Consider the following 25,059-nt stretch of genomic DNA (forward strand, 5'->3'; position numbering starts at 1 on the left):
GAACTCACCGCCCGCTACTGGTACGACAACCTCCGCAACCCCGTCCAGTTCCAGACCGCCGTCGAAAACCTCACCGCCGGCGGACACGACCTCTTCATCGAAACCAGCGCCCACCCGGTCCTGACCACCGCCGTCCAGCACGCCACCGCCCTCGGCACCCTGCGCCGCGACCACGGCGGGCTGACGCGGTTCACGAGCGCGCTCGCCGAGGCCCACCTGCACGGGGCCGAGCCGGACTGGTCCGCCGTCTTCCCCGGGGCCCGGCGGATCGAGCTGCCCACCTACCCGTTCCAGCGCCGCACCTACTGGCTCGCGGGCCCGGCCGGCGCGGCCGATCCGGGCCGCCTCGGGCTGACCGCCGACGACCACCCGCTGCTCGGCGGCGCGATCGTCCTCGCCGACGGTGCCACGACCGTGCTGACCGGGCGGATCTCCCCGCAGACCCACCCGTGGCTGGCCGACCACGCGGTGCACGGCACGAAGCTGCTGCCGGGCACCGCGTTCGTGGACCTCGTCCTGCACGCCGCCCGGCACACCGACCGCACCGCGCTGGCCGAGCTCACCCTCGAGGCACCGCTGGTCTTCGGCGACGCCCCGGTCCAGCTGCAGGTCGCGGTGACCGGGGACACCGTGACGATCCACTCGCGTCCCGCTGCCGAGGACGCGTCGTGGACCCGCCACGCCACCGCGACGCTGACCGGCGACCCGCTCCCCGCGCCGCCGGCGGGACCGGCGCCGTGGCCGCCCGCGGGCGCCGAGCCCGTCGACCTCGCCGGCGGCTACGACGACCTCGCCGCCCAGGGCTACGAATACGGCCCCGGCTTCCGCGGGCTGCGCCGGCTCTGGCGGGACGGCGACACCCGGTACGCCGAGGTCGCGCTGCCCGACGGAACGGACGTCACCGGCTACGGCATCCACCCCGCGCTCCTCGACGCGGCGCTGCACCCCCTGCTGGTCACGAGGACGGACACGGACCTGCGGCTCCCGTTCGCCTGGGAGACGGTCGGGCTGCACCAGACCCACCCGACGGCGCTGCGCGTGCGGCTCACCACCCTGGCGGACGGCTCCGCCTCGGTCCTGCTGACCGACACCGCGAACACGCCGATCGCCACCATCGGAGCGCTGCGCACGCGGGCCGTCGACCCGGACGCACTCGCCGTCCGCACGCACCGGCCGCTGTTCCGGGTCGGCTGGGTCCCGGTGCCGGTACCGGAGACCGGCGCCGAGTACACGATGGCCGGCCCCGCCGCGGACCCGGCCGTGGGCACCGTCGTCTTCGACGGCACCGGCGGCCCACGGGACGCGGTGCCGGCCGCCGGGCACGAACGGGCCGCCGCCGCCCTGCGGTTCGTGCAGGACTGGCTGGCCGGCGAACGGTTCGCCGATGCCCGCCTCGCGGTGCTGACCCGGGGCGCCGTCGCCACCGGCCCCGGCGAAGACGTCCCCGATCTCGCCGGTTCGCCGCTGTGGGGTCTGTTGCGCACCGCGCAGTCCGAGCACCCCGGCCGGTTCGTCCTGGTGGACACCGACCGCCCGGACAGCGAACTGCTGGCGGCGGCGCTCGCCACCGGCGAACCGCAGATCGCGATCCGGGCCGGCGGCTTGCTGGTCCCGCGCCTGGCGGAAGCCGCCCCGCCGCCGTCCGGGTCGCCGTGGGCGCTGGACACCGCGCCCGGCGGCTCGCTCGACACGCTCACGGCGCGGCCGTCCGGCGATGCCCTCCGGCCGCTGGGCGAGCTCGAGGTCCGGGTCCGCGTGCGGGCGGCCGGCCTGAACTTCCGGGACGTGCTGATGGCGCTGGGGCTCTACCCGGGCGACACCCGGCTCGGCGCCGAGGGCGCGGGGGTCGTCGCCGAGGTGGGACCCGGCGTGCACGACCTCGCGCCCGGCGACCGCGTGCTGGGCGTGCTCGACAACGCCTTCGGCCCGCTGGCGGTGACCGACCGGCGGCTGCTGGCCCCGATCCCCGGGGGCTGGTCGTTCACCCAGGCCGCCGCCGTCCCGATCGTCCACCTCACCGCCTACTACGGGCTGGTGGACCTCGCCGGGCTGCGGGCGGGCGAGAAGGTCCTCGTGCACGCGGCCGCCGGCGGCGTGGGCATCGCGGCGACGCAGCTGGCCCGGCACCTCGGGGCGGAGGTGTTCGCCACGGCGAGCACCGGGAAGCAGGACGTGGTCCGCGGCCTCGGCGTCGACGACGACCACCTCGCGGACTCGCGGACGCTGGGCTTCGAGACGGAGTTCGGCAAGCGGACCGACGGCGACGGCGTCGACGTCGTGCTCAACTCGCTGGCCGGGGAGTTCGTGGACGCGTCGCTGCGGCTGCTCCCCCGCGGCGGCCGGTTCGTCGAGATGGGCAAGACCGACCTGCGCACGCCCGAAGCCGTCGCCGAGCGCCACCCCGGCGTCCGGTACCGCGCGTTCGACCTGCACGAGGCCGGCCCCGACCGCATCCAGGAAATGCTCACCACGCTGCTCGGGCTGTTCGCCGACGGGACACTCGCGCTGCCGCCGGTCACCGCCTGGGGCATCCACGACGCCCCCGCGGCGTTCCGCCACCTCCAGCAGGCCCGGCACGTCGGGAAGGTGGTGCTCACCATCCCGGCGCCGCTCGATCCGGCCGGGACCGTCCTGGTCACCGGCGGCACCGGGGCCCTCGGCGCGCGGCTGGCGCGGCACCTGGTGACCGCGCACGGCGTCCGCCACCTCGTGCTCACCAGCCGCCGGGGCGCGGACGCGCCGGGCGCGGCCGGCCTGGTGGCGGAACTGGGCGAGCTCGGCGCGGACGTCGTCGTGGCCGCCTGCGACGCGGCCGACCGCGCGGCGCTCGCCGGGGCGCTCGCCGCCGTCCCGGCGAGCCACCCGCTCACCGCGGTGGTCCACGCCGCGGGCACGCTCGACGACGGCCTGCTCACCGGCCTGACCCCGGAGCGGCTGCGGACCGTGCTGCGGCCCAAGCTCGACGCCGCCTGGCACCTGCACGAGCTGACCGCGGAGGCCGACCTGGCCGCGTTCGTGCTGTTTTCCTCGATGGCGGGGGTGCTGGGCAACGCGGGCCAGGGCAACTACGCGGCGGCCAACGCCTTCCTCGACGCACTGGCCCACCACCGCGGGGTCCGCGGCCTGCCGGCCACGGCGCTGGACTGGGGGCTGTGGGCCGGCGCGAGCGCGATGACCGGCGGGCTCGGCGAAACGGACCTCGCCCGCATGGCCGCCGCCGGCGTCGCGGCGCTGACCGCCGAGGAGGGCCTGGCCCAGTTCGACGCGGGCCTCGCCCTCGCCGGTCCGCAGCTGGTGGCGGCGAAGCTCGACCGGGCCCGGCTGCGCGCCACCGACGGACCGGTACCGGCCCTGCTCCGCGGCTTGGTGCGGCCGTCGATGCGGCGAGTGGCCGAAGTCCCGGCCGGCGACACCTTGCCGGCCCGCCTGGCCGGCCTGCCCGAGCCGGCCGGGGCGGCGCTCGTGCTCGACGTGCTGCGCGGCCACGTGGCGGCGGTGCTCGGCCATGGTGAGCAGGACGGGATCGCCCCGGACCGGCCGTTCAAGGAGCTGGGCTTCGACTCCCTCACCGCGGTCGAACTCCGCAACCGCCTCGGCACGGCGACCGGGCTGCGCCTGCCCGCCACGGTGGTCTTCGACCACCCGACCCCGGCCGAGCTCGCCCGCTACCTGTACACGACCCTGGTCCCCGACCCGGAACCCCCGGCCACGGCGGTGCTCACCGAGCTGACCCGGCTCAACACGGCGCTCGGATCGCTGGCGCTCGAGGCGGAGGACCGCGGGCGGATCGGCGTCCTGCTGCGCGCGATGCTGGCGAAAGTGCCGGAGGAGACGCAAGCCGGCCCGGCGGCCCCGGACAGCCTCGACGCCGGCGACCTGCTCGCCTTCATCGACAACGAACTCGGCCGCGCAGTGGACTGACCCCACAACCGCGAACACCGACGGCCCGGCCCCCCGAACGGGGCCGGGCCGTCTCCGGCCCGGGAGCGCCGTCGCCCGGCGACACACCGAAAAGGACGCCTCCAGTGCGGCAAGCACACTGAAGGCGTCCCGAAAACCACGCCGGGAACTACCAGGTCACCGGCAGCTCCAGCACGCTCTGCACCGGACCGAACTCCACGCTCCGCAGCGGCACCTGATCGACCGGGACCGTGATCCGCAGGTCCGGCAGCCGCCGGAACAGCAGCTCGAACACCACTTCCAGTTCCAGGCGCGCCAGGTGCTGGCCGACGCACTGGTGGACCCCGTGGCCGAACGCCAGGTGCCGCCGGCTCGTGCGGTGGATGTCGAATTCGTGCGGGCGGTCGTGCACCTGCGGGTCGCGGTTGACCAGGCTCGCCGACATCAGCACGCCGTCGCCGGCTTCGATCCGGTAGCCGTCGATCTCGACGTCCGCGGTGGCCACCCGCAGGCCGCCCGTCTCGGTCAGGGCCACGAACCGCAGCAGTTCCTCGACCGCCGTCGGGATCAGCGCCGGGTACCGTTTGATCTCGGCCAGCTGCTCGGGGTGCTCCAGGAGCGTCATGACCCCCAGCGAGATCAGCCCCGACGTCGTCTCGTGGCCGGCGACGAGCAGGACGTAGATGATCTGCACCAGTTCGTCGCGGGTGAGCTCACCGGCCAGCACGCCCCGGGCCAGCACGCCGATCAGGCCGGATCCGGGCTCGCGCTCCTGCTCGACAGCCATCCGGGTCAAGTACTCCAGCAGCTGCCGCGCCGAAGTCTGCAGCGTCTGCGCGTCGCTGGACTGCATCAGGTTGCCCGCGACGTCCCGGAAGAACTCACTGTCCTCCACCGGGACACCGATCATCTCGGAGACGGTGATCGACGGCACCTGGACCGCCAGCGCCGTGACGAGGTCCACGGGCGGCCCCGCCGCCACCATCCGGTCGATCAGTTCGCCGGTGATCTGCTCGATCCGGGGCCGCATCGCCTGGATCTGCTTGAGGGTGAACTCCGGGTTGAGCAGCTTCCGGTGGGTGGTGTGCTCGGGCGGGTCCGCCCCGAGCAGCGCGACCTTCCTGGCGTGCCCGGCTTCGAAGCGGGGGGCCAGGATCGGGAAGTCGGGGTTGGTGCGGTCCGAGGAGATCCGCGGGTCCGCCAGCAGGCTGCGGGCCTGCGAGTAGCCGGAGACCAGCCACGCGTGGCGGCCGTTGTAGAGGCGGACTTTGTTCAACGGCCCCCGCTCCGCCAGCCGCAGCATGCTGTCGGGCGGGGCGTACGGGCACGTCCGGGGCTCCGGGAAGGGGGGCACCTCGGTCACCGGGGTCGAGGTGCTGCTTTCTGTGTCGGTCATGGGATCTCGCCTTCGACGGGGAGGACACCTGCGGGACGCGCCGGCCGCGAATGCCCAATGCGGAACCATCGTCGACCGGCCGGGCAAAGGGCCGCTAAAGCCGGCGATCCATTGTGGACGATTCGGCCGGCACCGCGGGATCAGCCGATCGCCTGGGGGAACGTGAAGAACCGGTACGGGTCGTAGGCGTGCTTCACCGCGGCCAGCCGGTCGTAGTTGGCGCCGTAGTAGGCCGAACGCCAGTCCGCGAGCCGAGGGTCGACGAAGTTCTGGTACGTCGACCCGGAGTACTTGCTCAGCACCCCCAGCCCGGTGGCCGCCCAGGCCTCCGCGGCGGCCTTGTCCTCGGCCGCCGGCGTGCTGGTGGGCAGCGCCGCGGAGAAGCTGAGGCTGATCTCGGCGGAGCGGTGGACGAAGGCGGTGGCGTCCGGCGCGACCTCGCCCGCCCGGCCGCCGAAGAGGCAGGCGCCGTGAATGCCCCGGCCGTGCCCGGGCCGCCGGTCCGCCGCGAACGCGGTGAGCACCTCGTCGACGGCCGAAGCCGGCAGCGCGGTGCCGTACAGGCGGCTCCGTTCGACGGTGAAGCCGGTCCGGGGCAGCAGGGCCCCGGGCGACGTGCCGACCCGGTGGCACTGGCCGACGGTCTTGTCCGAACAGCTGTACCGCTGCATCATCGCGTCGCGGTAGGTCAGGTCCTGGGTCACCCGGCTCGCCGGCGCACGCCCGATCTTCGCTTGCAGGTCGTCGAGAGCGGCGTCGAGGTCTTCGGGCGTGCCCGTCCAGGCGCCGAAGATCGCCACGATGGGCACGTTCCCCGGGGCGGCGTCGCTCAGCTGGATGGTCAGCCCGGACCCGATCTGCCGCGGGCCGCCGGCCGCCCAGTGCTGCCAGCCGGACAGCACGGCGGCGGCGTCGTCCCACGACCACGAGGTGCTGAAGTTGATCATCCGGGTGACCGGGACAGGGGTGACCGTGTAGGAGGTCACGATGCCGAAGTTGCCGCCACCGCCCCCGCGCAGGGCCCAGAACAGGTCCGGTTCCTCGTCCTCGCGGGCGCAGACCCGCCGGCCGTCCGCGAGCACGACTTCGGCCGCCACCAGGTGGTCGCAGGCCAGCCCGTACCGCCGGGTCAGCATGCCGATGCCGCCGCCCTGCACGAACCCGCCGGCGCCCACGGTCGGGCACAGCCCACCGGGGAAGGCCAGCCCGGCCGGCGCGAGCGCGTCGAGCACGTCCACCTGCTGGGCACCGGGGCCGAGCACCACCGCGGCGGCGTCGCCGGAGACGGCGTCGAGGCGCGAGACGTCGATGACGAGCCCGCTGGTGAGCGAAAACCCGGCCGGGCTGTGCCCACCGGACCGCGCGGTCGCCCGGATGCTGTTGTCGTGCGCGAACTTCAGGCAGGTGGCGACGTCCGCGGCCGAGCGGCAGTAGGCGATGGCGGCGGGGTTGATCGCGTCGAATTCGCTGAAGAACAGCTGCTTGGCTTCGGCGTAGCTGCTGTTGCCGGGCAGGACCAGGGTGCCCTGCAGGTGCCGGCCCAGCTGCGGCCAGTCGATCGTGGGCCCGCCCGCCCGGGCGACGGCGCCGGGCAACGCGGCCAGCCCCGCGGCCACCACCGCTCCGGCTCCCGTCCGCAGTACGGACCTCCGGCTGATCGCCATCATCCACTCCTCTTCCGGTTGCGCCCGCATCGGCGGCCCGGTCCCGCCCGGAGTGGCACCCGCCGATGTCCCGGCGGCTTTCCCGCCGGAACAGCCGAATCGTGGCGGCGGCGCGCAAAGAACGGCTAAAGCGAGCCCGGATCGGGAGAAAGGCCGAGGGGGCTTACCGGCGGAACGCCGCTCTTCACGGCCTGCGCCCCGAAGGCGGTCGAGCGGGTGTTTCGGCGGGGGTCGAGCAGGCAGCCGACGACGAAACCGCCGCCGCCCGGCTCATCCCGCCCAGGAGCCCGAACCTCCGGCGACCGCACACCACCGGCCCACTCACGCCGACGAGCCCGCCCTCCGCGACCGCGACCGGGCACACCACCCGGCCCACTCACACCAACGAGCCCGAGCCCCCAAGCAACCACGACCGGGCACACCACCCGCCCCGCACTCACCCCGCCCGCACCGGAACCCCGGCGGTCACCCCGTCTTCGCCCGGTTGCGGTGGGCGCGCTGGCGGCAGGTGGCCCCGCAGTACCGGGCCGGCCGCCCGGTACTGCCGGGCTCGATGGGCGTCCCGCACACCGTGCACCGGGGGCCGCCGGCCGGTTCCGTGGTTTCGTTACGCGGCTCGGCCGCCTGCCGAGTTTCGTTACGCTCGACCGGCAGCACCATCAGTTTCGTGACATCGGGTGCCGGGACCGGGGCCCGGCCGTCGTCCGGGCGCAACGCGCCGGCGATCAGCGCCACCATCCGCCAGGAGAAGCCGTGGTGACCGCGGGCCACCATCACCGAGGCGACCACCAGCATGCGGACCTCGGCCACATCCAGGTCGGCGCGCACCCGGCCGGCCGCCTTGGCCCGGGCCAGCAGCGCGCCCAGCGCGGCCTCGAACGACCGGTCGGCGTCCCGGTCGGGCAGCAGCTCCGCCGCGCCCTGGGTGTCGAACGCCTCGCACAACGCCTTGTTGATCACCGTCTGGTCGACCATCAGGTAGAAGAACCGGAAGAACGCGTCGCCGGCGTCCTCGGCGCCGGCCAGCGCGTCGGCCTGCTCGGCCAGCTGCCGCAGGCCGGAGTCGACGACCGTGCGGAACAGCTCCTCCCGGGCCGGGAAGTGCCGGTACACCGTGCCGACCCCGACGCCGGCCCGCCGCGCGATCTCGTCGAACGACACCGCGACGCCTTGCGCGGCGAGCAGATCCGCCGCGGCCTCCAGCAGGCGCGCGCGGTTGCGCCGCGCGTCGGCCCGCTTCGGGTCCACTGCCGCCTTGCCCATGAGCACACCACCTCACCCGGCCGGGTTGACATCCGGAGAGCCTTCTCCGTATTGTTCCAACCGGAGGACATCTTCCAGTTCAGTGCAGACTACCACCGGCTGCTCAGCCATTCAGGAGAGTTTCGTGACCGAGGCAAGCGAAAAGACCGTGGCGACCACCGGCGAAGTGATCGAGGTGCTGCGCGAGGCCATGGAGACCGGCGACGACAGCCGGTTCATCGCACAGTTCGCCGAAGACGCCGTGTACGAGACGCCGTTCGTCCTCGAGGGGCAACCGTCGCGGCTGGAGGGCTTCGAAACCATCAGCAAGGTGCTCGGCGCCGAGAACCCGATGAAGAACCTGCTCGAGTTCCACAAGGTCTCGGTGCAGGTCTACCCCGGTGCCGACCACGAAGTGGCGACCGCGCAGTTCACCATCGAGGGCAAGGTCGTCGCCAGCGGCGACTCGTTCGTGCTGCCGTCTTCGGTCGGGATCATCCGGGTCCGCCACGGCAAGATCGTGCACTACACGGACTACACCAACATCCTGCGCGGGGCGCAGATCGCGGGCGTGCTCAAGCAGTTCGCCGAGTCGCTCATGCAGTAACCCGCCGAAGGTCTGTCCAGCAGGGCGGCGCCAGGGGGCGTTCCCGCCCGCCACAAGGAGTTCCGCCACATGACGAAGAACAACCCCGATCGGCTCGACCCCGCGCTGCGGCGGCTGATCGCGATCCTCATCATCGGCGCGATGGCGCCCCTGCTGGACACGACCATCGTCAACGTCGCGCTGAACACCCTGGCGCACGACCTGACGACGACGGTGTCCACCGTCCAGTGGATCACCACCGGTTACCTGCTCGCCATGGGCATGGCGATCCCGCTCGCGGGCTGGGCCGTCACCCGGATCGGCGGCAAGCGGGCCTGGCTGATTTCGCTGGCCTTGTTCCTGGTCAGTTCCGCGCTCGCGGGCGCGGCCTGGGACATCGGCAGCCTGATCGCCTTCCGCGTCCTGCAGGGCGTCGCCGCCGGCGTGATGATCCCGGTGCTGCAGACCCTCGTCGTGCAGGCCGCGGGCGGCCGGCAGATGGGCAGGCTGATGGCGGCGGTCAGCATGCCCGCCGTCATCGCGCCCATCGTCGGCCCGGTGCTCGGCGGCCTGATCGTCGGCAACACGAGCTGGCGATGGATCTTCCTGATCAACATCCCGATCTGCCTGGCCGGGCTGGTCCTCGCCGGGCGCCGCCTCGACGACACCGGGCAGCGCAGCAACGTCCGCCTGGACGTCCTCGGGCTCGTCCTGCTGTCCCCCGGGCTAGCGGCGGTCCTCTACTCCCTCTCGCGCTTCAGCACCCTGCACAGCCTCGAGCCGGCCGTGACCGTGCCGCTCGTGCTCGGGCTGGTGCTGCTGGCCGCCTTCGTCGCGCACGCCCTGCGCACCGGCCGTCAGCCGATCATCGACATCAGGCCGCTCGCGGTGCGGTCCTTCGGTTCGGCGTCCGCGCTGATGTTCCTGTCCGGCCTGACCTTGTTCGGCGGCACCCTGCTGGTACCGCTCTACCTCCAGCAGGTGCGGGGCCTTTCGGCGCTGCAGGCCGGGCTGCTGCTGGTCCCCCAGGGCATCGGCGCGCTGCTGGCGCGGCGGTCCGTCGGCGGCCTCACCGACCGGATCGGGCCGCGGCCCGTGGTGCTCGCCGGCGTCGTGCTGGCCACGCTGCCCGTCGCCGTCTTCACGCAGTTCGGCGCGCACACCAACCTGGTGCTCATCGGCGCCTGCCTGCTGGTGTTCGGGGCCGGCGTGAGCGCCGCCAGCATCGGCGTCCTGGCGGCGGCCTTCGAAGGCCTGCAGCCCGCGCAGATCCCCGACGCCAGCGGGACCACCCGGATCCTGCTCCAGATCGGTGGCTCGTTCGGCACCTCGGTGATCGCGCTGCTGCTGGCCCGCCAGACCGCGGCGCACCCGGGGGCGCCGGACGTCGCGTTCGCCGGGACCTTCTGGTGGACGACGGGGTTCGTCGTCCTGGCCGTGGCGCCCGCCCTGCTTCTCCCCCGCCGCAAGCGCACCCCGCCGGAAGAGGCCGTCGGCGACCCGGCGATCAAGGGGGCCGCCGACGCCGGGTGACGACGGCCCCGCGCGGTGCGGCTCAGTCCTCGACGACCCGCACCGCGCCCGAAGGACACAGGATCCCGACTTCGCGCACGTCGCCCGCATCGGCGTCGCCGGGCTCCTTCAGCAGGACGACCAGCCCGTCGTCCTCGCCCTGGTCGAACAGGGCGGGGGCGGTCAGCACGCACTGGCCCGCCCCGACGCAGACATCGCGCCGCACTTCCACCTTCATGAGCGCTCGCTCCTCCCGGGATTCCGGACGCCGACGTTAACGCGCCCGGCTAAAGCGCGGCCAAGACCGCGAAAGACCGCCTTTAGCGGCGGACACGACGCTGGTCCTCGTCATCCGTCACCATCGGTCCAGCCCCGGAGGCAGTGCCTTGACCCAGAATCCCCCCGAAGAGCTGCCACGCTTCCCGCAACCGAGGAGCTGCCCGTTCGACCCGCCGTCGGCCTACGCCGAACTGCGCGAACGGGCCCCGATCGCCCGCGTGACCCTGCCCAGCGGGAACACCGCGTGGCTGATCACCGGTTACGAGCACGCTCGGCAGTTCCTGGCCGACGCGCGCACCACCGCCGACCGTTCGCTGCCCGCCTACCCCGCGGTCCTGCCCCGCCAACCGGTCACCAAGGCCCAGGCGAAGGGCCTGCTCACCTGGATGGACCCGCCGGAGCACACCGAGCACCGGCGCATGGTGGTCAACGAGTTCACGACGCGCCGGCTGCAGGCGCTGCAGCCGCGCATCCAGGAGATCATCGACGGCTGCGTCGACCGGCTGCTCGCCGGTGACCGGCCGGTCGATCTCGTGGAGGCCTTCGCGCTGCCGGTGCCCTCGCTGGTGATCTGCGAGCTGCTCGGGGTGCGCTACGACGACCGTGACCTGTTCGGCAAGTACACCATCGCCATCCTCAACCGGGACACCAGCGCGGAGGACCGGGTCGCCGCGTGGCGGCAGCTGCGCGTCTACCTCGGCGACCTGGTCACGGACAAGGTGCGCCACCCCGGTGAGGACCTGCTCAGCCGGCTGGTGCAGAAGTACCAGGAAGCGGGCACGTTCGACCACGAGCTGATGATCGGGCTGTCGATGGCCCTGCTCGTCGCCGGGCACGAGACGACGGCGAACATGATCGCGCTCGGCGCGATCGCGCTGCTGGACAACCCCGAGCAGCGCGAGCAGCTGCTGGCCGACCCGGCCCGCGCCCCGCAGGTGGTCGAGGAGCTGCTGCGGTTCTTCAGCATCGCCGACACCTCCACCAGCCGCGTCACGACCGAGGACGTCGAGATCGGCGACGTCGTCATCCCCGCGGGCGAGGGCGTGATCGTGCTCAATTCCCTGGCCAACCGCGACGAGAACGCGTTCCCGAAACCGCAGGAGCTGGACTTCGGCCGCGAGGACCGCCACCACATCGCCTTCGGCTACGGCATCCACCAGTGCCTCGGGCAGAACCTGGCCCGGCTCGAACTGCAGCTGGTGTTCACCACGCTGTTTTCGCGCATCCCGGACCTGCGCCTGACGGTGCCGTCGGCCGAGCTCTCCTACAAGGAGGACGCCACCTTTTACGGCGTCTACGCGGTTCCGGTCACCTGGTGACCGGACCGGGAGCGGGCGCGGGCCCGCTCCCGGTGGCGCGTCACATCAGCACGTGCTGGGCTTCCAGCCCGGCTTCCGCGGAAAGGATCGCCTGCTGCGCCTCCCGCAACGCGCGGCACGGCTCCAAGCCCAGCTCGCGCCGGGTGACCTCGCGGGCGGTGAAGTACACGTTGAGCGCCTCCGCCCGGCGGCCCGAGCGGTGCAGGGCCAGCATCAGCAGCCGGTAGAACTCTTCGTGCAGCGGGTGTTCGGCCACCATCGCCCGCAGGAACCCGACGATCTGGCTGTGCCTGCCCAGTTCCAGGTGGGCCTCGGCCAGCAGCTCCAGGCACTGCAACCGGATTTCGTCCAGGGTGCTGACGAACGCCGAGACGATCGGCCCGTCCCGGAGGTCGCCCAGGACCGGGTCCTCCCACATGTCCCGCGCCCGCTCGAGCACGTCCACGGCCTCGGCGTGCCGTCCGGCCCGGGTCAGCTCCCGGCCGCGGTCGACCAGGTGGTGGAACTCGTGCACGTCCAGCTCGTCGTCGCACAGCTCCAGGATGTACCCGGGGGAACGGGTCACGATCACGCTGGTGCCCTCGCCCGGCCGGTTGAGGAACTTCCGGAGCTGGGACACGTAGACGTGCAGCGCGGCCGTCGCCCGCTGCGGGGGCGCCGAGCCCCACAGCTCGCTGATGAGCTGGTCGACCGAGACCACACGGCCGGTTCTGACCAGGAGCGAAGCCAGGACCACCTCGATTTTCCTGGCTCCGATGTAGGAATACCCGTTCCGGTCCTTCACGCGAAGCGTCCTCAGGATTTCGTAGCGCATCTGCTGCCTCCCTCAGTGGATGAATCCCGCGTCAGCCCGCCTCTTCAGCCGCCGGTTCCGGTCACCACGATCACCCCCGTCCGAACGCGCGCACGACGACGCAGGCCGGTGCCTTCAGGCTCGGCCCACGTCGTCGTGGCAGATATTTCCCGGAACGCACGAACCCGGTCGTGCGCCTTCCCCAGTTCACCGGCGAGCGGTTCCATCACCGGTGGCTCGGGAAGAGCCTTGGCACTCGCTGCCGGCTCGTCCCGAACGTCGCCAGGTCAATGTTGCCCCCTGACCCCATACAGTGCCATCCCGTTTGTGAAAAATGACCCCAGCCTGGAGTTCTGCTACAACAGAACGGTGATCAGCCTGGGATTTTGGGCTTCCCGGTCCGGGACCGGTCCGGAACCGGACGGGGCCGAATGACCGCTTCGGGGGCGAAACCGGGACCGCGGGCGGTCTTCGCGGAACGTTTCGCGAGACTGTATGTCTCGGCGGGGGATCCGCCGATCACCCGGGTCGCCAACGCCGTCGGCCGCGCCCGGCGTACCGATGAGCGGGGCAGCCCGGTCCGCGTTTCGAACCAGCGGGTGAGCGATTGGCGGCGGGGCCGGAACGTCCCCGCCCGCTTCTCGTCCTTGGCGGCGGTGCTCGAGGTGCTGGTGCCGCTCGCCCACGCCCGGGTGCCCGAAGCGCCCGTCGACGGGTTGTACGACCTCGAATCGTGGCGGACGTGGTGGCGGGCGGCGCTGGCCAGTCCCGTGGGGGGCGATCCGGCGGCGGAGGAGACCTCCGGCGGCCTGCCGCCCCGCCCGGCCAGCCCGCCGTACCGCGGGCTGGCGCCGTTCGGGCGGACCGACGAGGAGCGGTACTTCGGCCGGGAAAGCGAAACGGCCGCCCTGCTGGCGCGGCTCGCCGACGCCGCTGCCACGGGCGGGATCGTCGTGCTGACCGGGGCGTCGGGTACCGGCAAGTCGTCGCTGGTCCAGGCCGGCTTCCTGCCCGCGGTGGGGCGGGGAGAGCTGGCCGTTCCCGGGTCGGCGGTCTGGCCGGTCGTGGAACTGGCGCCGGGACCCGATCCCGTCGGCCAGCTGAGCCGGAAACTGCCCGAAATCGGGACCGCGCTCACCGAACGGCCGCCGTCGGCGAACCGCGTACCGGACGCCGTCAAGGCCGCGATCACCCGGCTCCAGCCGACCGCCCGGCGCCTGCTGCTGGTCGTGGACCAGTTCGAAGAGGTCTTCGCCCAGTGCGCCGACGAGGACCAGCGGCGCCTGTTCGTCGAAACGCTCGCCGCCGCGTGCGCGCCGCGCAACGGCGAAGGCAGCCCGCCCGCCGTCGTCCTCCTGGTGGTCCGCGCGGACTACTACGGCCCGTGCCTGCGTTTCCCGGCGCTGGCCGCGGCGCTCGACCGGCCGGTGGCGCTGGCCCCGATGACCGACCAGGAAGTCCGCGAGGCGATCACCCGGCCGGCCGAAACCGCCGGGCTCCGGCTGGAAACCGGGCTGGTCGACCTGATCCTGCGCGACATGGGCGTCATGGGGCAGAGCGCCGACGGGGGCGCCTACGAAGCCGGCGCACTGCCCCTGCTCTCGCACACCCTGCTGGCCACCTGGCAGAACCGGCGCGACGACCGGCTGACGATCGCCGGCTACCACGAGACGGGCGGCATCCAGGGCGCGGTCGCCGTGACCGCCGAACAGGCTTACGCCGGGCTCGCGCCGCCGGGACAGGCCGCTTCGAGGGCGATCCTGCTGCAGCTGGTCCGGGTCAACCCGGAGACTCCGGACACCCGGCGCCGCGCCACCAGGACCGAGCTCGTCGACCAGGCGACCGATCCCGGGGCCGCCGCGGGGGCGCTCGAAGCCCTCGCCGGCGCCCGGCTGGTCACCCTGGACGCCGACTCCGTGATGATCACCCACGACGCCCTGCTGCGGGCCTGGCCACGGCTGCGGGCCTGGGTCGACGAAGACCGCGCCGGCCTGCTCACCCGGCAACGGCTGGAGGACGACGCCGCGGCCTGGGCCGCGAACGACCGCGGCAAGCCGTTGCTGTACAACGCCGGCCGGCTGGACACCGCGCAGAAGGCCGCCCTCCCGCCCGCGGCCATCACGGAAACCGCGCGCGACTTCCTCGCGGCGTCGGCCCGCCTGCGCCGGCGAGCGGTGTGGACCCGGCGGGTGGCGGTCGCGCTCTTGAGCGTGCTGGCCCTGGTCGCCGGGGTCACCGCGGCGATCGCGACACGCGAACGCGACAACGCCGAATACCGGCAGCTGCTCGCCGACATCGACCGGGTGCTCCCGGCCGACCCGTCGCTGTCCGCCCAGCTGACCCTGGCGGCCTACCGCGAGCGGCCGGACGACGAGGGGGCCCGCGCCCGGCTGCTGGCCACCCAGAACACCCCGCTGGCCACGAAACTGGCCGGGCACACCGGCGCGGTGTACTTCACGGCGTTCAGCCCCGACGGCCGCCTGCTCGCCACCGCCGGCGCGGACGGGACAGCCCGGCTGTGGGACGTGACGGACCGGTCGCGGCCGCACCCGCTCGGTGGTCCGCTGACCGGGCACGCCGGCTGGGTGAGCACGGCGGCGTTCGGCCCGGACAGCAAAACCCTCGTCACGGCGGGCGAAGACCACACCGTCCGGCTGTGGAACGTGGCCGATCCGGCGCACCCCGTCGAGCTCGGCGCGCCGATCACCACCGGCGCGATCGTCTTCCTGGCCCAGTTCAGCCCGGACGGACGGTTCCTGGCGACCGCGAACGACACCGAATCGGCGCGGTTGTGGAACATCACCGACCCGGCGCGGCCCACCGCCGCCGGCGGGAAGCTGGCGGGCGTCGGCAGCCCGGTGCGCTCGGTGGCGTTCAGCCCCGACGGGCACACGCTCGCCGGCGGCAGCACCGACGGCACGATCATGCTGTGGGACATCACCGATCCCGCCCGGCCGGTGCCGGACGGCCCGCCGCTGACCGGGCACACCGACAACGTGCACTCCCTCGCGTTCAGCCCGGACGGCCGCACGCTGGCCTCGGGCAGCATCGACCGGACGGTCCGCCTGTGGTCGGTCGCGGACCCGCACCGGCCCGCCACGCTCGGGCAGCCCCTCACCGGGCACGCCCGCGGCGTCTGGTCGGTCGCCTTCAGCCCCGACGGGCGAACGCTGGCCAGCGCGGGCGCCGACAGCACGGCGCGGCTGTGGAACCTCACCGACCCGGCGCAGGCGCTGCCGCTCGGCCAGCCGCTCACCGCCACCGGCGGCGGCAACGTCTTCGCGGTCGGGTTCAGTCCCGACGGTCTCACCCTCGGCAGCGGCGGGGACGACAACACGGTCCGGCTGTGGTCGTTGCCCGCCACCACGCTCCTCGGGCACACGGCCACGGTGCTCACGCCCGCGTTCAGCACGGCGCGGCACATCCTCGCCACGACGAGCGCCGACCGGACCGCCCGGCTCTGGGACTACTCCGATCCGGCGCGGCCGCACACCCTCGGCGCGCCTCTCCCCCTCGGCAGGCGGACCGGCGTCGGCACCGACTGCGCACTGGCGCTCAGCGCCGACGGCCGGTTCCTGGCCACCAGCGTCAGCCCGTGGGTGCAGCTCTGGGACATCACCGACCCGGCCGCGCCCGTTTCGATCGGCCCGCCACTGGACACCGGCGCACGCCGGTCGCGGGTGGTCGCGTTCAGCCCGGACGGAAACCTGCTGGCCACCGGCGGAACGGCCAATTCGGTCCAGCTGTGGGACATCCGCGACGCGGGACGGCCGAGGCCGCTCGGGCCGCCGTTGGCCCGGCCGGACAGCAGCGTCAGCGCGGTCGCCTTCGCCCCGGACGGGCACACGCTGGCGATGGCGACGTCGGCCCGCGCGCTGCAGCTGTGGAACATCACCGACCCGGCCCACGCCACCCCCGACGGACCGGCCCGCACGGAGCACACGGCGTCGATCAGCGCGGTGGAGTTCAGTCCCGACGGCAAGCTCCTGGCCACGGCGGGCGACGACAAGACGATCCGCCTCTGGGACGCCACCGACCCGGCGCGCACCACGCCCCTGGGCACGTTGGGAGACCAGACGACAACGTTCAACACGGTGGCCTTCAGCGCCGACGGCCACACCCTCGCCGCCGGCGGCGCGGAAAGCGCAATCCGCCTCTGGGACGTCACGGACCCGGCCCGGCCACGGTCCCTGGTCCGTGCGCTGCCGACGGTCGCCGGCGACAACTCGGTGACGTTCGGCCCGACCCCGAACACCTTGATAAGCGGCAGCGGCGACAACGTCATCCGGCTGTGGGACCTCGACCCCGAGCACGTGGCCGGCCGAGTGTGCAGCACAACGGAAGGAGCCCTCACGGCCGAACGCTGGCGGCTGTTCCTGCCTCGGGTGCCTTACGCACCGCCGTGCCGCTGAGCTTTTGCCGGTGGTGCGGAAGACCGGGAGCTGTGCCGGCCGCGTTTTGGGGACGGGCGCCCGGGGCTACGTGCTGGAGGCGGGGCCGCCCGAGGAGCTGTTCCGGGCCGTTCGCAGCGCCGCGGCGGAAGCCCTCTCGTGACACGCCGACAAGACAGGTGGTCCCGGACGTCGAGGCGCCGAGGGCGACGAACCGCGTAGGCCGATCGAGGTACCGGGCCCGTCAGTCGATCACCACTCTTGACAAGCGAGCGGAAAACTACCTACCTGGACAATGGTTCAAACCACTCGGCAGGAGTTGAGCTACCGTGGGCAAGCTTGGTCGGATCACCGCGTTGCTGGCAGGCGCCGCCCTCGTGGCGGGCATGATGACGGGCACGAGTGCGGCGAGTACGTCCGCCGCGCCGCGCAAGGCCGGGCCGATCAGCGTGGCCTACGTCGAGGTGAACAACAACAGCATGCTGAACGTCGGCAAGTACGCGCTCGCCCAAGGCGGCGGCAACGTGTTCGACATCGGCGTCATCTTCGCCGCCAACATCAACTACGACACCGCGACGAAGTCGGCGTACCTGTCCTTCAACCCCAACGTGCAGAACGTCCTCAGCAACGTGAGCACCCAGGTCCGCCCGCTGCAGGCCAAAGGCATCAAGGTCATGTTGTCGATCCTCGGCAACCACCAGGGCGCCGGGTTCGCCAACTTCCCGTCCCAGCAGGCGGCCGCCGCCTTCGCCAAACAGCTGTCCGACACCGTGACCAAGTACGGGCTCGACGGCATCGACTTCGACGACGAATACGCCGAGTACGGCAACAACGGTACCGGCCAGCCCAACGCCGGCTCCTTCGTCTACCTCGTCACCGCCCTGCGCGCCGCCATGCCCACCAAGCTGATCTCGCTCTACAACATCGGCCCATCGGCGTCACGGTTGTCCTACGGCGGCACCGACATCACCTCGAAGTTCAACTACGCCTGGAACCCCTACTACGGCACCTGGGGCGTACCGAACATCGCCCTCCCCAAATCCGGCCTCTCCCCCGCGGCCGTCCAGATCGCGGCGACGTCCACCAGCACCGCCGCCAGCCTCGCCCAGCGGACCGTGAACGAAGGCTACGGCGTGTACCTGACCTACAACCTCGGCGCCGCCGACGTGCACACCTACCTCTCCAGCTTCACCAAACCCTTGTACGGCAAGGACGCCGTGCACACGAACTAGCCACTTCAGCTGCCGAGGCCGCTGACCGCCATCGTGGTCGGGCCACCCATCCGGCCACTTCGGACGGATCGGACCGCGCCTTCCTGTTGCCGCCGGCGCAGAGCGTGGGCCGGTGGATCCGGCGAGACGATGAGACCCACACCGTCGCCGGCGACGGCCGCGTGAGGTGGATCGATATGAGGATTGAGAGCAGGGATCAGCGCGACTACCGGCCGATGGGCATTGGCCGGGGTCGGCAGTCCGCACCTGCCGCTGTTGCACCGCGCGATTCAGTCACGCACGTCCTTCGCGGAACGACTTCCCCCGTGGCCGCGCGTCGTTTCCCCTTGTGCGCGCTCGACGCGGGCGAGCACCTTGCCGGAGATCCGTTGCAGCGTCCGCAGTTCGGCCGGGGTCAGGGCGTCGGCGAACAGGTCCAGCACTTGGCCGACGTGCCCGGGTGCCGCGTCCGCCAGGTAGGCGTGGCCGGCGTCGGTCAGGATCGCCTGCGTGTACCTGCCGTTGTGCGGGTCGGGCTCGCGGCACACGAATCCGCGCTTCTCGAGCCGGCCGACCAGGTGTGACAGCCGTGACAGCTCCGTGTTGGCCAGGACCGCGAGCTCGCTCATCCGCATCCGGCGCCCGGGCTGATCGGACAGGTGGGCCAGCACGTAGTACTCGATGAAGCTGAGCTTCGAGTCCCGCTGGAGCTGTGCCTCCAGAGCGGCGGGCAGCCTCTGGGCGAGCTTCATGAACCCGCGCCACGCCGCCAGCTGGTCGTCGCCGAGCCAGCGCGGCCCGGACGCCCCGGGGTCCCGTGAGGCAGCCATGCGCGCAGTGTACTGACTCCGACCTTGACTTGAACATTCATGTCAAGAGGGCTAGCGTGACACTTGAACATTCAAGTGAGAAGACGGTGAGGAACCTCCATGAACGACCTGAAGCTGGCCATCGTCCTCGGCAGCACCCGTCCCGGCCGCAAGGGCGAAGCGGTGGCGAACTGGGTGCTGGGCAAGGCGAAGGAGCGGCCGAACGCCGACTACGAGCTGATCGATCTGGTCGACTACCCGCTGCCGCACCTGGACGAGGCCGTGCCGGCGAGCCGGGGCGTGTACGCGGGCGAGCACACGAAGGCCTGGTCCGCCAAGATCGGCGAGTTCGACGGGTACATCTTCGTCACCCCGGAGTACAACCACTCCACCTCCGGAGTGCTGAAGAACGCCATCGACTACCTGTACACCGAGTGGAACAACAAGGCCGCCGCCTTCGTGTCGTACGGCGCGCTCGGCGGAACGCGAGCGATCGAGCACCTGCGGGCGATCTCGAGCGAACTGCAACTGGCCCACGTGCGCCAGCAGCTGTCGTTCTCGTTGTTCACCGACTTCGAGAACTTCTCGGCCTTCGAGCCCTCCGCGCTGCACGACGGCGCTGCTTCCGTCCTGTTCGACCAGCTCGAGTCGTGGGCCGGCGCGCTCAAGACCGTCCGGAGCTGAGTCTCGATGAAGCTGTACGGGCTCGAGGAACACTTCGTCACCGCGGACGTGATCGAGGCGTGGCGGCGGCACGACCCCGATCTCGCCGAGCCGATGATGAAGTGGGCTGTCGCCAGTGACCTCACTCCGGCACTGCTGGACGTCGACGGCGGACGCATCGCGGCCATGGACGACGCCGGGATCGACACGGCGGTGCTGTCCCTCACGACGCCGGGTCTGCAGAACCTCGACGCGGCGGAGGCGATCGCCCTGCAGGCGCCCACGAACGACCTGATCGCCGCCGCCGCGCGCCGGCACCCCGGGCGTTTCCAGGGATTCGCGGCGCTCGCCACCTCCGCGCCGGCCGCCGCGGCCGACGAACTGCGGCGGGCCGTCACCGAACTCGGGCTCAACGGCACGCTGGTCAACGCCAACTCGGGGGGCCGCGCTTTGGACGCGCCCGAATTCTGGGACGTCTACGAGGCCGCCGAGGACCTGCGCGCACCCGTCTACCTGCACCCCGGCGTTCCGGTCCCGGCCGTCACGGAAGCCTACTACCGGGGCTTCGGCGAGCCGGTGAACAGCATGCTGGCCACCGGTGCGTTCGGCTGGCACTACGACGCCGGCCTGACCATCCTCCGGATGATCGTCGCCGGCGTGTTCGACCGGTTCCCCGGCCTCCAGGTCATCCTGGGGCACTGGGGCGAGGTCGTGCTGTTCTACCTCGACCGCGTCTCGGCCATGGACAAGCTCGTCACCCTGCGGCGCCCGATCGCCGAGTACTTCCGCTCGAACATCTTCATCACCCCCGGCGGCATCTCCAGCCACAAGTATTTGCGGTGGAGCCTGGAGACGGTGGGGGCCGAGCGGATCATGTACGCCTCCGACTACCCGTTCAACACCGAGCGCGCCGGATCCGCACGGCGTTTCCTGGACACCGCACCGGTCGACGAGGCCGGCCGCGAGCGGATCGCCTACCGGAACTGGGAAGAGCTCGTCGCCGGTATCCGGCGCTGATCACGATGGGGAGGGATATCGATCGCCGCGCACCACGACGCCGTGGCGGCGGCGACCCGGATGATCAGGGCGTGATCAGCGGACCAGCAGGTCCCGGATCGCCCCCGCGATCTCGTCCGGCGCCTCCTCGGCCATGAAGTGCCCCGCCCGGGTCAGCCGGTGGTCCAGGTCCGGCGCCCACGCCTTCCACACCCCGGCGGCGTCGTAGCCCAGCTGTGCGCCCCAGTCCTGCTGGACGACCGTCACCGGCATGGCCAGCTGCGACCCGGCGTCCAGATCGGCCTGATCGTGCGTGACGTCGATCCCCGCCGAGGCGCGGTAGTCCGCGACGATCGACGGCACCGCCGCCGCGCTCGCCCGCAGGTACTCCGCGCGGACCTCCGCCGGGATCGCGGCCGGATCGTTGGCCCAGGCGTCGAGGAACGAACCGAAGAACGCGTCCGCGCTGGCCGCGATCATCGTCTCGGGCAAACCCGGCGGCTGCGCCATGAGGAACAGGTGGTAGCCGACCGCCGCCGGGACGCCGTGCAGGACGTTCCACATGTCCAGTGTCGGGACGACGTCGAGGATGCCCAGGTGCGAGACGGTCTCCGGGTGGTCCAAGCCCGCCCGGAACGCGACCAGGGCACCCCGGTCGTGCCCGACGAGGGCGAAGCGCTCGTGGCCGAGCGCGGCCGTCAGAGCCACCACGTCGGCGGCCATCGTGCGCTTGGCGTAGACGTCCTCGCCGGTGGCCGCCGGCTTGTCGCTGGCGCCGTAGCCGCGCAGGTCGGGGCAGATCACCGTGTGCTCGCCGGCGAGCCGCTCGGCGACGTGCCGCCACATCAGGTGCGTCTGGGGGAACCCGTGCAGCAGGACCACCGGGCTGCCGCTGCCGCCGACGGCGGCAGCCAGCCCGACACCGCCGGCACCGGGCAGGCGGACGTGGTCGAAACCGGGAATCGAGAGTGTCATCGAAGGCCGTCTTCCAGGTCGGGAACTTGACCTGTCCGAGCCTGCGTGACGGCGATCAGCAACGGATCAGTGCGCCCGGGCGCACCCGGCCTCCGGCACCGATGATGGGGGCATGCGAATCGACGTGCTCGGTGCCGTGCGGGCGCTGCGCGACGACGGCAGCCCGGTCGGCCTCGGCGGTCCCCGCCACCGCGAGGTGCTGGCCCGCCTCGTCGCCGCCGAAGGGCGGCTGGTCACCACCGACACCCTCGTCGGCGACCTCTGGGCCGAGCCACCGGCCCGCGCGGTCGGCGCGCTGCGGACGTTCGTCGCCGCGCTGCGCCGCGCCCTGGAACCCGGCCGATCGCCCCGCACCCCACCGCGGGTGATCGTCACCGAAGGCCCCGGATACGCCCTGCGGCTGCCCCGCGAAGACGTCGACGTCCACCGGTTCGAGGACGCGCTCGCCCGCACCCGCCACTCCCCCGGCGCGGTGACCGAACTCAGTGCGGCGCTCGCGGCCTGGCGCGGCCCCGCCTACGCCGACGTGCCGGATTCGCCGTGGGCACACCGCGAACGGACCCGGCTGGAGGAACTCCGGCTGGCGGCGCTGGAGCTGCGCGCCCGCATCCTCCTCGACACCGGGGAAGGCGCCGACCTCGTCGCCGAACTCGGCGCGCACGTCACCGAACACCCGTGGCGCGAGCCGGCCTGGGGACTGCTGGCCCGCGCCTTGCACCAGGCGGGCCGCCAGGCCGACGCGTTGGCGGCCCTCCGCCGCGCCCGCTCGATGCTCGTCGACCAGCTCGGCCTCGATCCCGGCCACGACCTGCAACGGCTGGAGACCGACATCCTGGCCGGGCCCGCTCACGGCTCGCCGAACGCGTGGACCGGCTCCGGTGTCCGGCTCGGCCCACGCACCACCGTGGACCTCGCCCGCACCCTCGCGCTGGCCGGCGGCGACGCGCTGATCCACTCCCGGCGCGACCGACTCGCCGCGATCCACGCCGCCGAACGCACCGGCGACCTTCGCCTGACCGCCCGGATCATCGGCGCCTACGACGTGCCCGCCATCTGGAGCCGCGCCGACGACCCCGAGCAGTCCCGGGCGGTCGTCACCGCCGCCGAACGCACGCTCACCCGGCTCGGCCCGGACGAGCCCGCCGAGCTCCGGGCGCGGCTCCTGGCCACCATCGCCGTCGAAAGCCGCACCGCCGACCTGGCCGCGGCCGAGCTCAGCCGCGCCCGGCAGGCCGCCCACCAAGCCGAAGCGCTGGCCCGGGAGCTGGGCGATCCCGCACTGCTGGCGTTCGCGCTCAACGGCGTGTTCCTGCAGTCCTTCACCCGCCCCGGCCTCGCGGCCACGCGCGACGGGATCGGCACCGAGATCCTCGACCTGGCGACCCGGCACGGCCTGCCGAACTTCGCGGTCCTCGGCCGGCTCGCCCGCCTGCAATCCGCCTCGGCGCTCGGCGACCTGGACACCGCGGCCGCCCACGCGACGGCGGCCGAACAGCTCGCCGCCACCACCGAGGCGCCGCTCGTCGGCGTCCTCACCGCCTGGTTCCGAGCCCGCGTCACGGCCACCCGCAGCACCGAGCCCGGCGGACCGGCCCCCGCCACGGCCGCGGCGCAGTACCGCGCCGCCGAGGAGGCCCTCCGGTCCGCCGGAATGCCCGGGCTGCACCGCGGCCTGTTCCCGCTCGCCCTGCTGGGTTTGCGCCTGCTGCACGACCGTCCCGCCCCCACCGACCGGCACCTGGACTGGGGGCCGTACCTGCCCTGGGCACGTCCCCACGTGCTGCTCGCCCAAGGCCGTGACGAGGACGCCCGCACCGCACTGGCGGCGGCGCCGGAGCCGCCGCCCGACCACCTGCAGGAGGCGATGTGGTGCCTGACCGCCCACACCGCGGTTCGCCTCGGCGAACGCGAAGCCGCCGCTAGGGCGGCGGCCGCCCTGCACGCCGCGCACGCGGAAGACGCCGGCGGCGCCAGCGGACTGCTGACCCTGGGCCCGGTGGCGCGGTACCTGGCGAACGCGGAGACACTCGCCGGCCAGGTCGCTCGGAGGGACGCTTCCGCGGAACGCGGTCGCCCGCGGTGAACGCCTCGCAGCAGCAGCAGCTCGCACGCGGGGCGGTGACCCCGACGCGACGCTCGAGTAGGTGCGCCGGCGCGAACGGGAAGGCACGCCGACTTACGAGATTTGCTGCGCCGTGCCGCGGCGACGCTCAAGGGTCGGCACCGTGGTGGCGAGCCGGGCCGGGCGGTGCTTTCCCCCGGGTGGCGTAATCCGTCAGTTTCTGCCCGGAGTCCGGCGGGACGGTGTTAACTTCCGTCCGTCATCCGCTGCCCGAGCGAGGTGTTCGAGTCACAGTGACACTGCACACGGACAAGTTCGCCGCCTACCTGCGCATGCTGAAAGACCGCAGCGGGCAAGGCTATGAACGGCTCGGCAAGCAGGCCGGGGCCAGTGGCTCCAGCCTGCACCGGTACTGCTCCGGCAAGAGCGTCCCCGCCGACTACCGCGTCGTCCACTCGTTCGGCAAGGTCTGTGGCGCCTCCCCGGCGGAGCTGCGGGAACTGCACCAGCTGTGGGCCCTGGCCGACGCCGGCCGCGTCGACGAAGCGGAGCAGACCGGGACCGGTGAGGACGCCGCGCCGCCACGCCGTCGGCGCGCCTACGCCGCGACGGCCATCGCGGTCGTGGTGCTGCTGGCGGCCGGTTTGGTCTGGCTCACCGCCGACGCGTCCGCACCGGCGACCGGCCGGTACGCCGACCGGATGCTGTTCTCCCCGGGGTGCCGGCCGCCGGTCAGCATGGGGCAGCACGACGAGTGCGTCACCGAGGTGCAGAACCTGCTGGTCGCGGCCCACGGGCGGCTTTCGGTCGACGGCTCGTTCGGGCCGGAGACGCTGCGCCGGGTCACCGCGTTCCAGGTGCTGGCCGGCCTGCCCGCCCGCGGTGTGGTCGACGAGGCCACCAAGACCGCGCTGTACGACCGCCGGGCCAGCATGGCGACCTGGCCGGCGGCCATGGTGGAGCAGCGGGTCCGGGCCGTGTTCACCGAAGCGCCGGACACCGCGGTCGCGATCGCGCGCTGCGCCTCGTTCCTCGATCCGCTCTGGGTGCTGCCGAACACGAACGGCAGCCGCAACTGGGGCGTCTTCCAGATCTCCGACGCCCGGCTGCTGGAGCTGGGCGGCACGCCGCGGCAGGCGTTCGACCCCGTCTGGAACATCGATGCGGCGCACCGCCTGTGGAGCGTGCGCCACGACTTCCACGACTGGCCGGCCTGCTCGGCGGCGCTGACGAGCCCGCTGCCGCACTGAGCCGGCCGGGC

Annotated in this window: 17 protein-coding genes; 10 read left to right on the forward strand and 7 right to left on the reverse strand. The window is 72.8% G+C overall.

From position 1 onward, the window contains the following. The coding region (locus tag C2L58_RS34305) for an SDR family NAD(P)-dependent oxidoreductase (RefSeq protein ID WP_146073726.1) at positions 1–3,921 on the forward strand (3,921 nt) is incomplete at its 5' end. A gap of 148 nt (positions 3,922–4,069) precedes the next feature. Here the strand turns inward: C2L58_RS34305 and C2L58_RS34310 are convergent. The 3 genes from C2L58_RS34310 to C2L58_RS34320 form a co-directional block, all read right to left on the reverse strand. Beyond that, positions 4,070–5,296: a cytochrome P450 gene (locus C2L58_RS34310; RefSeq protein WP_103341801.1), complete on the reverse strand. Its 1,227-nt coding sequence runs from the start codon at positions 5,294–5,296 to the stop codon at positions 4,070–4,072. A 140-nt stretch (positions 5,297–5,436) separates the two neighbouring features. Continuing rightward, positions 5,437–6,960 carry an FAD-binding oxidoreductase gene (locus C2L58_RS34315; protein WP_103341802.1) on the reverse strand — a complete coding sequence of 508 codons (1,524 nt, stop codon included), beginning with the start codon at positions 6,958–6,960 and terminating at the stop codon, positions 5,437–5,439. 465 nt (positions 6,961–7,425) lie between these two features. Continuing rightward, entirely contained in the window at positions 7,426–8,223 is a 798-nt protein-coding gene (locus C2L58_RS34320) for a TetR family transcriptional regulator (protein WP_103341803.1), read from the reverse strand. Positions 8,224–8,347: 124 nt separating this feature from the next. Here C2L58_RS34320 and C2L58_RS34325 point away from each other — a divergent pair, with 124 nt between their 5' ends. Together C2L58_RS34325 and C2L58_RS34330 are read left to right on the forward strand one after the other, a co-directional pair. Further along, positions 8,348–8,809, forward strand: coding sequence for a nuclear transport factor 2 family protein (locus tag C2L58_RS34325; RefSeq protein ID WP_158264210.1), 462 nt, complete (start codon positions 8,348–8,350; stop codon positions 8,807–8,809). 69 nt (positions 8,810–8,878) lie between these two features. Then, the gene (locus C2L58_RS34330) at positions 8,879–10,321 is read left to right on the forward strand and encodes an MDR family MFS transporter (protein WP_103341805.1); all 1,443 of its coding nucleotides are present in this window, start codon (positions 8,879–8,881) and stop codon (positions 10,319–10,321) included. A gap of 22 nt (positions 10,322–10,343) precedes the next feature. Here the strand turns inward: C2L58_RS34330 and C2L58_RS34335 are convergent, their stop codons facing one another. Beyond that, entirely contained in the window at positions 10,344–10,538 is a 195-nt protein-coding gene (locus tag C2L58_RS34335) for a ferredoxin (RefSeq protein ID WP_103341806.1), read from the reverse strand. 148 nt (positions 10,539–10,686) lie between these two features. On the opposite strand from C2L58_RS34335, the gene C2L58_RS34340 reads away from it, so the two are divergent. Beyond that, the gene (locus C2L58_RS34340) at positions 10,687–11,898 is read left to right on the forward strand and encodes a cytochrome P450 (protein WP_103341807.1); all 1,212 of its coding nucleotides are present in this window, start codon (positions 10,687–10,689) and stop codon (positions 11,896–11,898) included. Between the two features lie 40 nt (positions 11,899–11,938). Here C2L58_RS34340 and C2L58_RS34345 read toward each other — a convergent pair whose 3' ends face one another. Further along, positions 11,939–12,712, reverse strand: a complete 774-nt coding sequence (locus C2L58_RS34345; RefSeq protein WP_103341808.1) for an AfsR/SARP family transcriptional regulator — start codon at positions 12,710–12,712, stop codon at positions 11,939–11,941. Positions 12,713–13,290: 578 nt separating this feature from the next. Between C2L58_RS34345 and C2L58_RS34350 the strand changes: the two genes are divergently transcribed. Both C2L58_RS34350 and C2L58_RS34360 read left to right on the forward strand, forming a co-directional pair. After that, complete coding sequence (locus C2L58_RS34350) at positions 13,291–17,103, forward strand: WD40 repeat domain-containing protein (protein WP_233226094.1); 3,813 nt, start codon at positions 13,291–13,293, stop codon at positions 17,101–17,103. A 308-nt stretch (positions 17,104–17,411) separates the two neighbouring features. Continuing rightward, the gene (locus tag C2L58_RS34360; RefSeq protein WP_103341810.1) at positions 17,412–18,314 is read left to right on the forward strand and encodes an endo-beta-N-acetylglucosaminidase H; all 903 of its coding nucleotides are present in this window, start codon (positions 17,412–17,414) and stop codon (positions 18,312–18,314) included. A 269-nt stretch (positions 18,315–18,583) separates the two neighbouring features. Here C2L58_RS34360 and C2L58_RS34365 read toward each other — a convergent pair whose 3' ends face one another. Next, a complete protein-coding gene (locus C2L58_RS34365) occupies positions 18,584–19,123 on the reverse strand; it encodes a MarR family winged helix-turn-helix transcriptional regulator (protein ID WP_103341811.1) in 540 nt (179 codons plus the stop codon). Positions 19,124–19,222: 99 nt separating this feature from the next. Between C2L58_RS34365 and C2L58_RS34370 the strand changes: the two genes are divergently transcribed. Continuing rightward, entirely contained in the window at positions 19,223–19,786 is a 564-nt protein-coding gene (locus C2L58_RS34370) for an NADPH-dependent FMN reductase (protein ID WP_103341812.1), read from the forward strand. A 6-nt stretch (positions 19,787–19,792) separates the two neighbouring features. Continuing rightward, positions 19,793–20,782 (forward strand): amidohydrolase family protein, encoded by a 990-nt coding sequence (locus tag C2L58_RS34375; RefSeq protein ID WP_103341813.1) that lies wholly within the window; start codon positions 19,793–19,795, stop codon positions 20,780–20,782. 75 nt (positions 20,783–20,857) lie between these two features. Here C2L58_RS34375 and C2L58_RS34380 read toward each other — a convergent pair whose 3' ends face one another. Then, positions 20,858–21,736, reverse strand: a complete 879-nt coding sequence (locus C2L58_RS34380; RefSeq protein WP_103341814.1) for an alpha/beta fold hydrolase — start codon at positions 21,734–21,736, stop codon at positions 20,858–20,860. Positions 21,737–21,848: 112 nt separating this feature from the next. Here C2L58_RS34380 and C2L58_RS34385 point away from each other — a divergent pair, with 112 nt between their 5' ends. After that, the gene (locus C2L58_RS34385; RefSeq protein ID WP_103341815.1) at positions 21,849–23,819 is read left to right on the forward strand and encodes a BTAD domain-containing putative transcriptional regulator; all 1,971 of its coding nucleotides are present in this window, start codon (positions 21,849–21,851) and stop codon (positions 23,817–23,819) included. Between the two features lie 272 nt (positions 23,820–24,091). Beyond that, the gene (locus tag C2L58_RS34390; protein WP_103341816.1) at positions 24,092–25,048 is read left to right on the forward strand and encodes a helix-turn-helix domain-containing protein; all 957 of its coding nucleotides are present in this window, start codon (positions 24,092–24,094) and stop codon (positions 25,046–25,048) included. The last annotated feature ends 11 nt before the right edge of the window (positions 25,049–25,059 follow it).

This window comes from Amycolatopsis sp. CA-126428 (assembly GCF_002904335.1).
Lineage (GTDB): Bacteria > Actinomycetota > Actinomycetes > Mycobacteriales > Pseudonocardiaceae > Amycolatopsis.